10 protein-coding genes and 1 other RNA gene are annotated in these 14,056 nt (G+C 52.0%); 9 read left to right on the plus strand and 2 right to left on the minus strand.

What is annotated here, in order from left to right; all coding sequences use genetic code 11:
• The 7 genes from C8N40_RS16610 to ligA all read left to right on the plus strand — a co-directional run bounded on the left by C8N40_RS16610 (position 1) and on the right by ligA (position 9,973).
• The gene (locus C8N40_RS16610) at positions 1–1,785 is read left to right on the plus strand and encodes a tetratricopeptide repeat protein (protein WP_170114131.1); all 1,785 of its coding nucleotides are present in this window, start codon (positions 1–3) and stop codon (positions 1,783–1,785) included.
• Between the two features lie 86 nt (positions 1,786–1,871).
• Entirely contained in the window at positions 1,872–2,855 is a 984-nt protein-coding gene (locus C8N40_RS16615) for a pyruvate dehydrogenase complex E1 component subunit beta (RefSeq protein ID WP_108212938.1), read from the plus strand.
• An 872-nt stretch (positions 2,856–3,727) separates the two neighbouring features.
• Entirely contained in the window at positions 3,728–4,567 is an 840-nt protein-coding gene (locus tag C8N40_RS16620; RefSeq protein ID WP_108213107.1) for a DUF2279 domain-containing protein, read from the plus strand.
• Positions 4,568–4,633: 66 nt separating this feature from the next.
• Positions 4,634–5,170 carry a DUF1572 domain-containing protein gene (locus C8N40_RS16625; protein ID WP_108212939.1) on the plus strand — a complete coding sequence of 179 codons (537 nt, stop codon included), beginning with the start codon at positions 4,634–4,636 and terminating at the stop codon, positions 5,168–5,170.
• Between the two features lie 58 nt (positions 5,171–5,228).
• A complete protein-coding gene (locus C8N40_RS16630) occupies positions 5,229–6,182 on the plus strand; it encodes a Smr/MutS family protein (RefSeq protein ID WP_108212940.1) in 954 nt (317 codons plus the stop codon).
• Positions 6,183–6,321: 139 nt separating this feature from the next.
• Positions 6,322–6,772: RNase P RNA component class A (gene rnpB / locus C8N40_RS16635), an RNA gene on the plus strand.
• 1,191 nt (positions 6,773–7,963) lie between these two features.
• The gene (ligA, locus tag C8N40_RS16640; RefSeq protein WP_108212941.1) at positions 7,964–9,973 is read left to right on the plus strand and encodes an NAD-dependent DNA ligase LigA; all 2,010 of its coding nucleotides are present in this window, start codon (positions 7,964–7,966) and stop codon (positions 9,971–9,973) included.
• 67 nt (positions 9,974–10,040) lie between these two features.
• On the opposite strand, the gene C8N40_RS16645 is transcribed toward ligA, so the two are convergent.
• A complete protein-coding gene (locus C8N40_RS16645; RefSeq protein WP_108212942.1) occupies positions 10,041–10,820 on the minus strand; it encodes an ABC transporter permease in 780 nt (259 codons plus the stop codon).
• A complete protein-coding gene (locus tag C8N40_RS16650) occupies positions 10,817–11,776 on the minus strand; it encodes an ABC transporter ATP-binding protein (protein ID WP_108212943.1) in 960 nt (319 codons plus the stop codon). The genes C8N40_RS16645 and C8N40_RS16650 overlap by 4 nt, the downstream gene beginning before the upstream one ends.
• Before the next feature lie 264 nt (positions 11,777–12,040).
• On the opposite strand from C8N40_RS16650, the gene C8N40_RS16655 reads away from it, so the two are divergent.
• Both C8N40_RS16655 and C8N40_RS16660 read left to right on the plus strand, forming a co-directional pair.
• On the plus strand, positions 12,041–13,120 hold the full coding sequence (locus tag C8N40_RS16655) for a sensor histidine kinase (protein WP_108212944.1): 1,080 nt from the start codon (positions 12,041–12,043) through the stop codon (positions 13,118–13,120).
• Entirely contained in the window at positions 13,117–13,851 is a 735-nt protein-coding gene (locus C8N40_RS16660) for a LytR/AlgR family response regulator transcription factor (protein ID WP_108212945.1), read from the plus strand. Before C8N40_RS16655 ends, C8N40_RS16660 begins: the two co-directional genes overlap by 4 nt.
• The last annotated feature ends 205 nt before the right edge of the window (positions 13,852–14,056 follow it).

Consider the following 14,056-nt stretch of genomic DNA (forward strand, 5'->3'; position numbering starts at 1 on the left):
ATGCAACAGTACAAGAAAAACAAAAACTACCTCCTGCTCCTCACCCTCGGCCTTAGCATCGGCAGCACCGGCTGCACGCTGCAGCGCATGGTAAAAACCGCCGAAAAGGACCAGCAGGTAACCGTAGTTCCCTCCCCCCTGACCACCAACGGAGAAAGTATCAACTTTGAGCTGAAGGCACAGGTTCCGGAAAAACTAATCCGTGAGAAAGAAGTGTACAAACTGGATGTATACTACGAGTATGGCAAAGAGCAGAAGCGTGAGAACGTGGGCACCTATAGTTTCGAGGTAGGGGAGTTTCTCTATGAGGACAGAAAGCCCACCATCACCCGGCAACTCTCCTTCCCTTATGCCCCCGAAAAATCCACCGGCCGCCTGATGGTGCAGGGCCGAGCCATCGCGCTCAAAGACAATGACGTAGAATATACGAAGGCGAAGCAGGTGGCTGTCGGCCTCAACACCACTCCCCTGCTGCTGGTGCGCAGCAACAGCTTTTCGTTCTCGGATAATAAGTACGCCGAGGCCACCGACAGCACCGGAAATATAGTGTTCTATTTTGAGAGCGGCCAAACCAAGCTGGACGACCTATCGGATGAGAAGCTGAAGGTGCTGGACCAGTATGCCATGGATAATGTGCCGACGCAAAGTATAAAAATTACGGGCATGCGTTCGCCCGGCGAGAAAGGCAGCAATTTGGCCCAGAAACGCGCCCAAACCCTGGAGCAACAATACCGCCAGAAAGTAAAGTTACTGGACTACAATGGTAAGAAGCTACAAATAACAACGCAGGTTGAAAACAATATTGCTGAAGTCCTGCTGGAGAAACTAGAGACTACCGCCTTGGCAAAGGAGCAAAAGCAGCAGGTACTGGCCATACTTCAGGGGGAGCAGAGCGAGCAGGAAAAACTGAAGGCCCTGGAAAAGACAGAGGCGTATCCGTACATCCAAAAGTATGTATACCCCAGCCTGCAGACGGTGAAAATGGAATTCAACTACAACCGCAGCCGCCGTCCAGACTATGAGCTATACTTGCTGGCCCAGCGCATTGCCAAAGGAGAGGCAAGTGCCGACCAACTGACGGAGGATGAGCTGCAGCATGCCGCCACCCTTACGCCACTGCTGGCCGAGAAGCGCAAATTGTATGAGGCCGCCGTTAAGACTACCGACAAATGGCCCGCCTACTACAACCTGGGCGTGGTATACTACGAAATGGCGCAGAAGGACTACCGCCCTGCCGCCAAGAAAGAGCTGCTGGAGAAAGCCGTACATCACCTGACCTTTGCCGGCTACCGCAACCCTACCTCCAAAGTATACTATGGCCTGGCCAGTGCGTACCACCAGCTGGGCAAGTATAACGAGGCGCTGGAATATTACAACTACGCCCTTACCCTGGGTGGCGAGGAAGAGATGCAGCAGGCCCTGTTTGCCGACAAAGCCGCCCTGGAAATCGAGACCGGCCGTTATGACGAGGCCATTGCCAGCCTGCGCTACGCCGGCGACACGTACCAAACGAATATGAACCTTGGGCTGAGTTACCTGTTAAAGGAAAACTATGAGGGAGCAAAGGACTTCTACCTCAAGGCGCTGGAGCAGAAGCAAAACGATGCGCTGGCCTACTATAGCCTGGCCATACTTGGCGCCCGCAGCCAGGACGAGGAGATGCTGGAGAACGCCTTGCGTCGTGCCGTAAATGCCGACAAAGCCTTCACGCAGAAAGCGATAAATGACGTGGAGTTCGAGGCCTACCGCGACAAGGCAGCCTACAAAGATGCGCTCATCCGCTAGTAGGACAGGCAAAAACAGGTGGGTGCCTTGTTTATTCATAGAGTTATCTTAATTTTACAGGCTGAACCGAGATTATAACATCTGAAATGCGAAGTATACAGTTTAGAGAAGCCCTCCGCGAAGCAATGTCGGAGGAAATGCGCCGCGACGAGCGCGTGTTTCTGATGGGCGAAGAAGTAGCCGAGTACAACGGAGCCTACAAAGTGAGCCAGGGCATGCTGGACGAGTTCGGCCCAAAGCGTGTGATTGACACTCCGATTGCAGAACTTGGCTTTGCCGGTATCGGCGTTGGTGCTGCCATGAACGGCCTGCGCCCTATCATTGAGTTCATGACCTTCAACTTCTCGTTGGTGGCCATCGACCAGGTGATCAACTCTGCTGCCAAAATGATGTCTATGTCAGGTGGCCAGTACGGTGCGCCAATGGTGTTCCGTGGTCCAACCGGTAGCGCCGGCATGCTGTCTTCCCAGCACTCGCAGAACTTCGAGAACTGGTATGCCAACACGCCTGGTCTGAAGGTAATTGTGCCTTCTAACCCATACGATGCCAAAGGCCTGCTTAAGTCCGCTATCCGCGACAACGACCCTGTGATTTTCATGGAGTCTGAGCAGATGTACGGCGACAAAGGCGAGGTTCCTGAAGAAGAGTACCTGATTCCAATAGGCGTGGCCGACATCAAGCGCGAAGGCACGGACGTAACCATCGTTTCTTTCGGTAAGATGATGAAAGTGGCCCTGGCTGCTGCCGAAGAACTGGCAAAAGACGGCATCAACGCTGAGGTAATCGACCTGCGCACTGTTCGTCCAATCGACTACAAAACACTGGTAGAGTCTGTGAAGAAGACCAACCGCATGGTAGTAGTGGAAGAGGCGTGGCCATTGGCTTCTATCTCTGCCGAGTTGGCTTACCACATCCAGAGCAATGCCTTCGATTATATGGATGCTCCGGTAAAACGCGTTACCTGCCGCGACGTGCCGCTTCCATATGCTCCTACGCTTATCGAGGCGTCACTGCCCAACGTAGCGCGTACCATCGAGGCGGTTAAATCAGTAATGTACACGAAAGCATAAGGATAAACTCCTGCTTTTAAAGTATAAAAAGCGGCGAAGCTGATGAGCTTCGCCGCTTTTGTTTTTAGACCCTGTCGAGAAAAGGGCATACTCGTCTATAAGTTCAAGATAAGTTTTTAGTACCGGGTCCAACCACCCCTACCCCTCCTTAGCTAAGGAGGGGAGTCTGTAGATACGCTTGCTGAAGTATAAACTCTGTAGTCGTTGTCCCTACAAAGTATAGCCCCATCCCTAGCCCATCCCAAGGGGGAATTATCTGCAGGCGATTACACCCCTATTGAGCTTTGCTCGCAAGTTTCGAACTCCCGTTCTCACTTGTCCTCAAGGGGACAGTTGGTACTTGTTGCATAGCAGAGGCTGTGGCTATCGAACCCTTTCCCAGCCTTTGGGTTGAGCGCCTTGTAGATTTACGGTGCCCGTTAAGGGCAGCCCGAGGCACGAGGGCAGGAAATGTACACCGCGCGATGCCCCAGGACGAGGCCTCCCGGCCTTGAGGGAGCCAAGTTGGAGATGAAACAGTAGCTTGTATAAGTCTGGAGGATGAACGGAAGCTAGGAAGGATAGCTTGGTTCAAGTGGAAGGAAGCGGCGGCTATGAAGTATAGCCGAAGTATAAGTATGGCTTTTCAAGCCAGTCGGGTTGCAAACCCAACACCATAGTAGGACCCAAGTCTGAAGACTTGCGCCAGGAAAAGATAAAGGCAGAAGCGGACGCTTGCGCCAGTAAAGTATAAAATAGTTAACGTACTTCTGACCAATTAGCGAATTATTCCACATACACAAAACCCGGAATAAGCCCTATCTTTGCCCCTGATGCGCCAAAGGTTTATACTATACTTCCTGCTTGTTATCTTAACACTGCCCCGGCTCGGCATGGCACAGGCCCCAGTCGATACGGCGGCTGTAAACAAGAAAAGGCTCCTGGTGCTCGGGTCTACTTTTGCTGCTGGATATACTTCCATGCTGGTATCGCTGAACAAAGCCTGGTATGATGAGGAAAACCGCACGGAATTTCATTGGTTTAACGACAACATGCAATGGAAGCAAATGGACAAGGCAGGGCATTTCTGGAGTGCCTTCCACCAGAGCCGTGCCGGAATTGATATGCTGCGTTGGGCAGGTGTACCGGAGAAGAAAGCCATACTTTACGGCGGCCTTACGGGTATAATACTCCAAACCCCCATCGAGATCTTTGACGGGTATCAGGAAGACTATGGTGCCTCGGTGGGCGACCTGGTGGCCAACACCGTTGGGTCAGCGGCCGTGGTGGCGCAGGAACTGGCCTGGCAGGAAGTGCGCATTATGCCTAAATTCTCCTTCCACACTACCCGTTATGCCGAGATGCGGCCTAATGTGCTCGGCAGCAGTCTGGCAGAGCAAGCCCTGAAAGATTATAACGGGCAAACCTACTGGCTCTCTGTGGATGTGGGTGCCTTTCTGAAGAAAGAGAGCAAGTACCCTAAGTGGTTAAACATAGCTGTGGGCTATGGTGCCCAGCAAATGGTTTATAACGACCCGGAGGCCAACAAAGCAGCCGGGCTGGACCATTACCGCCAGTTCTACCTCAGCCCTGACCTGAACCTGATGCACTTTAAAGGACGCAGCAAAGTATGGAACACCGCTCTCTACGTACTGAGTATCATCAAAATACCCGCCCCCGCATTGGAATATAACCGCAAAAACGGCCTAAAAATGCACGCCCTATACTTTTAAGTTGAGGTGAAGCCTCCTACTTTTACAGAGAAACCGCAGGCCTACACTTCAAACAAAGTATAAACTATGAAAACTTCTTACTTAGACTCTGCCATCAAGCGCTTCGAGTATTATAAATCGCTGGGCGATAATACGTTTAACCAACTAACCGAAGAGCAGCTTTTCTGGCAGCCCGGCGCTGAAAGCAACAGCATTGCCACGCTGGTAAAGCACCTTTGGGGCAACATGCTCTCCCGCTGGACCGACTTCCTGACAACTGATGGTGAGAAAGCCTGGCGCGATCGGGACGCCGAGTTCGAAAATGATATTAAAAGCCGGGAGGAACTGCTTCTGAAGTGGGATGAAGGCTGGAAGTGTTTCCTGGACGCACTCCACTCCCTTACGGATGGAGACCTGGACAGGGAGATTTTTATCCGAAGCGAGTCCCACACCGTGCTGGATGCCATCAACAGGCAACTGGCGCACTATCCGTACCACATTGGGCAAATGGTGTACATCGGAAAGCTCTTACGTAATGAGGATTGGAAAACGCTTTCCATACCAAAGGGCAAGTCATCGGAATTCAATACACAAAAGGCAAACGAAGCAGGCAGGAATCCTTAATTGGCAATTACCTGTTTCCAAAGTATAAATTACATCGATAAAACTTAAACAAAGTAAAATGAACGTAGGAGACCGCGTGCGTCTGATGTCTGGCCGTGAGGAAGGCATTATCACGCGCATTTTAGATAACAACCTGGTAGAAGTAGCCATTGATAACGACTTTACCATTCCCGTAGCCAGGCGCGAAGTGGTAGTGATTGCGGCCGAGGAGCAAAAGTATATGCGCCAGGACGAGACCACAATACAGCCAAGCAAACGTAAAGAGCCTGTTGCCCCGGTGCTGGCCGCGCAGGGCATTTACCTGGCACTGGTGCATCAGTCGGAGGAGTTGCTGGCCGTAACGGTGGTGAACAATTCAGACTATGACGTGCTGTTTACCAGCGGCGAGGAGCGCGAGAGCAAATACCGTGGCCTGCAAAACGACAAACTCGCCCCGAAGGGTACCCGCGTTATCACGCATTACCACCTGAAAGAGTTTGAAAAGTGGCCCAGCCTCATCATTCAGTTCATACAGCACCGCAACGGCAGCCCCACCCTCTTCGAGCCGGTGGTAAAGCGCGTGCAGTTCAAGGCCAGCTCCTTCTACAAAAGCAAGCGCACGGCACCGGTGCTTAACAAAGAAGCTTACCTGTTCCAGCTCGACCAGAAACCTGTGTCTGTAAATCCGGATAAGATAAAGGAGCAACTGGCAGAGGCGGTGGAGAAGAGCGAGAACTATAAACTCACGGCTCCCGAGCACGAGGTAGACCTGCACATCGAAAAGCTGGTAGAGGACTACAGCGGCATGAGCAACAGCGCCATCATCAAAATACAGCTGGAGCGCTTCCAGGATGCCTTGGACAGAGCCATGGCCACCAACATGCACGAGATTGTGTTCATCCACGGAGCAGGCAACGGCGTGCTGCGCAAAGAGCTGCAGAAAATCCTAAGCCGCACCCCTGGTATCAAGTACTTCGAGGACGCCCGCAAAGAAAAATTCGGCTACGGCGCCACTCTGGTGAGACTGAAGTAAGTTAGAGAGTTTGGGAGTTGAGGAGTTAGAGAGTTATAAGGTTTATTTCGACTCCTAAACTCTTTAACTCCTAAACTCTCTAACTCATGCGAACCTCTGGTTCGCTAATTGTGTTATCTTTGCGCTGAACAAAGTATCAACGGTGAGCCGTCTTATCGCTGCCCTTTTTGAGGGGAGAGGAAAGTCCGGGCAACACAGAGCATCCTACTTCCTAACAGGAAGGGTCTGTTTTGGAGACGAAACAGATACAGCCAGTGCCACAGAAAATTACCGCCGGGCTAATTAATAATGATTAATTAATAATGAATAATTAGTCATTCATCATTATTCACTAAAAATTAGTCCGGTAAGGGTGAAAAGGTGCGGTAAGAGCGCACCAGCGGCTGGGTGACCAGTCCGGCTGGGTAAACCTTAGGAGTTGAAAGACCAAATAGGCCGGCAGCGCCTCGCTTAGGCGGGGCTAAGGGCTGCTCGTCCGATGTCGGTGGGTAGGTCGATGGAGCCTGTGCGCGAGTGCAGGCCTAGATAAATGATAAGACGCACGCCTCCGGGCGTAGCGACAGAACCCGGCTTACAGGCTCATCGTTGATGTTTTGTTTTCCTTTGTTTGGGAGTTTATACTTTCCTGCTTCTTACCTGGCGCAAGTGTTCTCGCCTTAATTTACACTGTATCTCTTCCTTATAATTCTTTCTTTAAGTTGAATTGTCTCCACAGGATCGGCGGCATTTTATGCACTTTATTTTCTCATTCTGAAAGAATCTTGTGGGAAGATAGGTAAAGCTGAGGCTATAGAGAAGTATAAGCTTTCTAGTTCCTTGATCTGAAACTCCTACCCCCTCAATACAACGCTTGCTTAATCTGAAGCCCTCGCTGAGTCCGCAGGTCCTGCGAACGTCTGGCATTGGCTATACTTTATACTTGTCGGAATCAGGATTTAGGGATGAGCAGTATTTCTGCAGGACCGGGTCCAACCACCCCTACCCCTCAGAGCTACGCTCGCTACCTTCGAACTCCCGTTCTCGGTAGTCTAAGGAGGGGAGCCTGTAATTGCTGATGCTGAAGTATAGGTTTCATAGCTGCTCTCCGCATAGGGTATAAACCCACCCCTAACCCCTCCGAGGAGGGGAATTATACTTGCTCCTTTTCCTATCATCTCGAGTACCACGAGAGAATTAGTGGTAATTCTAATTAGATTTCTCCCAAAGGTCGAGGTGTCATCAAAGGCAGGAGCTATCGAATTTGTTCCCAGTCCTTGGGTTGAGCGCCTTGTAGATTTCTGGTGACGAACGAAGTGAGGCAGCCCGAGGCACGAGGGCAGGAAATGTACACCGCGCGATGCCCTTCATCGAGGGCCCCTACCCCCAGGACGAGACCTCCCGGCCTTGAGGGAGCCAAAGCCAGAGGTGAAACGAGACGTATTTGCGAACTATAGGATGAACGGCCGCTAACAAGGATAGCTTGGTTCAGGTTGCGGGAAGCAGCGGCTAGGAAAGTATAAACCGGCAAGTATAGCTCAAGTATAAAGGTATAGCCAAAGTATAAAGTATGGCTATTCAAGCCAGTCAAGTTGCAAACCTGACACCATAAGTAGGCATGGATTGCAAACCCGCAACAGCAAGAATGCAAACTCGCGCCAGCTAAGAGAAGAAAAGGCACAAGCGGACGCTAGTACCAGACGATACGAACTCTGTATCGCTTAAAAATCCCCTTTATCCTCTCATCCAGCCAACCCTGATTCGGACAAATTTCCTATTTTTACAGGAAGTATAAATCACGAGAGATGGCAAACACACTAGACCCGGCCCTGGAAATACAGGAGCTGACGCAGAAGATAAATCACCTGAATTACCAATATTACCAGAACAGCACGTCAGAAGTATCGGATTTCGAGTTTGACCAGATGCTCAAGCGGCTGGAGGAACTGGAGGAAAAATACCCCGAGTATAAACAGCCGCACTCCCCTACCCAGCGCGTGGGCGGCACCATCACTAAAACCTTCGAAACCGTGTATCACCGCTGGCCGATGCTCTCGCTCAGCAACACCTACTCCGAGGAAGAACTGCGCGAGTTTGACAAGCGCGTGCGCAAAGCCATTGGCGAGGACGTGGAGTATGTGTGTGAGCAGAAATTCGATGGGGTGGCCATCAGCCTGACCTACGAAAACGGCCGGCTGGTGCAGGGCGCCACGCGCGGCGACGGCACCCGGGGCGACAACATCACAGCCAACGTGCGCACCATCCGCGACATCCCATTGCAGGCACACGGCAAAGATTACCCGGAGCTGTTTGAAGTGCGCGGCGAGGTATTCATGCCTTTTCAAGTGTTTCAGCAGCTCAATGCCGAGCGCGAAGAGACGGGCGAGCAACTACTGGCTAACCCCAGAAATGCCACCTCCGGTACCCTCAAACTGCAGGATTCCTCTATCGTAGCCAGCCGCAAACTGGGCTGCTTCTCCTACGGCATGCTGGCCAATAATCTGCCGTTTGATACGCACTCGGAAAGTTTGCAGGCTATCCAGAAATGGGGCTTTAAAGTATCCGATACCTGGCGCAAGTGCAATAGCATTGAGGATGTGCTGGCCTACATCAACGAGTGGGAAAAAAGGCGGTTCGAGCTGCCGATTGCTACCGATGGCGTGGTGGTGAAAGTGAACAGCTATGCCCTGCAGGAGGAACTGGGCTATACTGCCAAAAGTCCGCGCTGGGCGATTGCCTACAAGTATGCCGCCGAGAATTCCGCTACCAAGCTGCTGGGCATGCAGTACCAGGTGGGCCGCACGGGCGCCGTAACCCCGGTTGCCCTCTTGGAGCCGGTACAATTGGCTGGTACGGTGGTAAAACGCGCCTCCGTGCACAATGCCAACGAAATCCAGCGCCTGGATCTGCGCCTTGGTGATACCGTTTTTGTGGAGAAAGGCGGCGAAATCATCCCCAAAATCACCGGGGTGGATCTAGCCCAACGTCCTGCCGACAGCCAACCCATCCTCTATCCTACCCACTGCCCTGCCTGCGGCTCTGAGCTGGTACGCGCCGAGGGTGAGGCGCAGTTCTACTGCCCGAACGAGAAAGGATGTGAGCCGCAAATTCTGGCCAAACTGGAGCACTTCATCTCCCGCAAGGCTATGAACGTGGATGAACTGGGTCCCAGAACTTTAGAGCAGCTTTACCGCGCGGGCTACGTGCGCAATGTGGCCGACCTCTACGACATCACCTTCGAGCAACTGGTGCCGCTGGAGCGCATGGGCGAGAAATCGGCCAACAACATTCTCAACAGCCTGCAAAAATCGAAGGAGACGCCATATGACCGTGTGCTGTTTGCGCTGGGCATCCGCTTTGTGGGCAGCACGGTGGCTAAAAAGATTGCCGAAGAGCTACCGGACCTGGAGGCTTTACGCGGCGCTACTTACGAGGAACTGATTGCCATCAACGAAATCGGCGACCGTATTGCCCAATCCATCCTCTCCTACTTCCAGGATCCGGACCATGTGCAGCTGTTGGAGCGCCTTAAAGCGGCCGGACTCAAGTTCAAGTCGGAGAAAACTGCCCCGGAGATTCAGAGCGACCGGCTGGAAGGCTCCACCTTTGTGATTTCAGGTGTGTTCGAGAGCGTGAGCCGGGAAGAGCTGCAGCAACTCATCGTTAGCCACGGCGGCAAAGTCGTGAGTTCTATCTCCAAAAAGCTTTCCTATCTGGTGGCCGGTGACAAAATGGGCCCGTCCAAGCTGGAAAAGGCTGAGAAGCTAGGCATCAAAATCTTATCAGAGGATGAGTTTCTGGGAATGATCAGGTAGTATAAAAAAAGCGGCACCGGGAGACCCAGTGCCGCTTTTTCTCAAACAAACAACAAAACAAGATACATCAGGAAATACGCTTACTGGAAACATCAAAGTAACCCAGTATAAATACCAGCAGGCCAGTGCCTAAACTCAGCAAAACCTCCTGCCCAAACACGTTCTGCAGCGAAGTCTCATTCGGGAAACCCTTGATGGCCATGAACGGGTAGGCAAACGGATAGTAGTGTATGTACTCCCACCGGAGAGCTATCATCAGCGTGATAATGCCTATAATCCCCACGCCCATACTTAGGGCAATACTGCTCCACCGGATGCTGAGCCAAAATTGCAGCGCTATGATGACAAACGTTGCCAGAAACAGCTTCAGCACCGAGATATAAACCGGTAAAAGGCCTGTCATAGCATCAAAGCCTAAGTCCGGTCGCACCATCGACAGGAAAAGGCCGGCAGCCAGGTAGGCTACTACAAACACCACATTGCTCAGCAGCACCAGCCCCAGCACCGTCGTTGCCTTTGCCGTATAAATGGTGCTCTTCGGTAATGGCAAGGCATACAAATGCTTCCAGCCGTTGGCCTTGTGCTCTATGCCATTGGTCAGACTGGTGAGCAGCGCGATATAAATGGGCATCAGCAGCAAGGCATACACCCCAAAATTCTGTGCCGCGAACCGGTGCCAGGGATTCACACCGTCGGTTACAAAATGCTGCCCCTTCGACCAGAAAACAAGCACATTCATACTTAACAGGGCGCAGGGGGCCAGTATAGCAAGCCACAGGGCGAAGGTGTTTTTGAGCTTCAGCGTTTCAGCACTCAGGCTGCTGCGGTAGTAGGTGACGGAACTCATGGCTTCAGGGCAGGTATAGATTCGGATATGGTAACTGAGGCCGAATCGCGGTTGGTAATGTTGAGGAAGAGCTCTTCCAGGTTTTGGGTGTGGGTGCTGAGGCGGTATACTTCCAGTCCGTTCACGATCAGGAAGCGGTTGATTTTAGCTACCTGCTGCCTGTCCTGCACCTGCACGGCCAGCGCCTCATCCTGCTGGGGCAAGAGCTGGTACGCGTGGTCGGTCAGCAGTTTGTGGGCGATGGTGTTGTTGCTGGTTTCCAGGTGCAGCACGTTGCTCTGAAAAGTGCCCTGGTAGAGTTGTTGCAAACTGCTCTGGTACAAGGTTGTTCCCTTGTCGATGATGGCCACTTCGGTAGCGCATTTCTCAATCTCCGAAAGCAAATGGCTGGAAAGGAAGATGGTTTTTCCAAAGTCCCTGTTCAGGCGAACAATCAGCTCCCGTACCTCCCGGATGCCGCTGGGGTCCAGCCCGTTGGTGGGCTCGTCCATCACCAGCAGTTCAGGTTCAGACAACAGGGCCAGCGCGATGCCGAGTCGCTGGCTCATGCCCAGCGAGTACTCCTTTGTTTTGCGGTGCGCATCTTTGGTAAGGCCCACTATCTGCAGCACCTCCGCAATGCGGCTAAACGGTGCCTGCACCATGCGGCGGTGCATCTCCAGGTTGTCGTGGCCAGAGAGGTGGCGGTAAAGCGTGGGCATTTCGATAAGTGAGCCGGTGCGGCGCAGGATGTCGATGCGGTGCTCCGTCAGGTCCTGCCCGTGCACCCGTACCTGCCCTTTGGGAACAGGCAAAAGGCCGAGCAAAATGCGGATGGTGGTGGATTTTCCGGCACCGTTTGGGCCCAAAAACCCGAAAATGGCTCCTTTCGGCACCCTTAACTCCAGATCGTGCAGTACCTGATGCTTCCCGAAACTGTAACTCAGGCCATGGGTTTCAATGATAAATGGATTCATAGTTTTATTTTAGTAGCATGGCCGTAAAGGATGTGATTATTTCTGCATCAAAAAAATAGATTATACTAACAGCTTAAAACCCTAGACCAATGAGAATGAGGGGTGTTTGTCTTTTAAAACAGAACTTTAATCCGGATGAGGGCCAGATTGGTATATTGACGTATGGCCGCATCGTGTATATAGCATACTTTCATTATCTTTAAAGTATAAAATGCCGGCAGTATAAAGTATAGCGTATGTACCGCTGCCCGTAGAACGGAACTAATGAGCCTGAAGACCTTGCCAAAACCCAATGTAGTGTTGCCGGAAGTGGCCGTGAAAAAGAGCTACACGGTGGCCATACATGTGGCCGCCTGGGCGCTGTTTGGTGCCTGGGTGTTTTACTTTCTGTACGGCAACAGCGCCCTCTCTTTTGCCAAGGTGCTGGATGTGCTGGTGGGCCTGCTCATCAACATCTTCATTTTCTACTTCAACTGGTACGTGCTCATCTCCCGCTACCTGGCGCGCAACCGCATCCTGCTCTACATTGCCGCGGTGCTCACCACCCTGGTAGCCATTGCCATCCTGCGTGCGCCCTTGGATTTTTATTTCTTCCGGGAGTTTAACCGCGAGATGACGCAGCTCTACAGCAGCGAGCGCATTTTGCAGTACATTATGGGCGGCCTGGTGCTGGTATTCATCTCCTCCGCCCTGAAGGTAACAGGCAACTACATCCGAAACGAGCGCCGCAACAAGGAGCTGGAAACGCAGAAACTGACAGCCGAGCTAGCCTTCCTTAAATCGCAGGTGAATCCGCATTTCCTGTTCAACACGCTCAACAACATATACTCGCTTGCCTACCAGCAGCACCCCGAAACGCCGGACGCTATCATGAAGCTCTCGCTGCTGATGCGCTACATGCTCTATGAGAGCAACGACGCCCTGGTGAGCCTGGAGAAAGAGGTGGACCACATCCACAATTTCATAGCGTTGCAGAAGCTGCGCCTGCGGGAGCAGACAAGTATACGGTTTAACATTGAGGGTGACCTGCAGGGCAAGCAGATAGCGCCCATGCTGCTGATGACGCTGGTGGAGAACGCCTTTAAGCATGGCCTGGTGAGCAAAAATGAGATCGGGATAATTCTGAACCTGGTGGTGAGGGAGGATTCGCTGCTGTTCAGTACCATCAACAACACCAGCCAGCACAAAAAGCGGGACTTCGGGGGCATCGGCCTCGAAAACCTCAAACGCCGCCTCAACCTGCTCTACGACAAGCAGCACGAACTGACTTTTGAGGAAAAAGACGGCACCTTTTACGCCACACTGAAACTATACTTCAAGCCTATAAACCAGATAAAACTATGACCATCCGCTGCCTTGCCGTAGACGACGAACCATTGGCCCTCGACATCATCGAAAGCTACATCAGTAAACTGCCTTACCTGAAACTGGTAAAAACCTGCTCCAGCGCCACCGAGGCCATGCAGGTGCTTCGGGAAGAGCAGATTGACCTGATGTTTCTCGACATCGAGATGCCGGAGCTAACGGGTATCCAGTTCCTGAACATACTGAAAAACCAGCCGCTCATCATCTTCACCACCGCCTACCCCGATTATGCGCTGGAGGGCTTTAACCAGGACGCCGTGGATTACCTGCTCAAGCCCATCCCCTTCGATCGTTTTCTGAAGGCCGTGACCAAGGCCCAGGAAAGGCTGCAGCGCGTACCCGCCAAAACCACCGAGGCAGCCCCTATCTCAGCGCCGGCCGCACAGGAGCATGACTTTATGTTTGTGAAGGCCGACTACAAAACCATCCGCGTGGATTTTAAGGACATCCTTTGGATAGAAGGGCTGAAGGATTACATCATCATCCAAACAAAAGATCAGAAAATCATCACGCTGCTCTCCATGAGCAAGATGATGGAGAAACTGCCTGAATCGAAGTTCCTGCGCGTACACCGCTCCTTCATCGTATCACTGCAAAAGATCGACAGCATCGAGAAGAGCCGCATCCGCATCGGCAACAAGGAAATCCCGATAGGCGAAGTATACAAAGATACTTTCCTGAAGTGGGTAGAGGAAAACAACATACAGTAGGGAGTTTTGGAGTTGGGGAGTTATAGAGACGCAGTACGTTGCGTCTCTGGAGTTAGAAAGTTAAAAAGTTAGAGAGTTAGAAAGGTGGTGATTGTTGAGACGCAATCCGTTGCGTCTTTGTCAGGTAATCAACAGCTAATTCTGATTTTTAATCCGTAAGTATGTTCTTTCTCTTTTGCCGCTTATACTTTAGTGGCCGTACAAA

This window comes from Pontibacter mucosus, from assembly GCF_003054055.1.
In the GTDB taxonomy this organism is placed as follows: domain Bacteria; phylum Bacteroidota; class Bacteroidia; order Cytophagales; family Hymenobacteraceae; genus Pontibacter; species Pontibacter mucosus.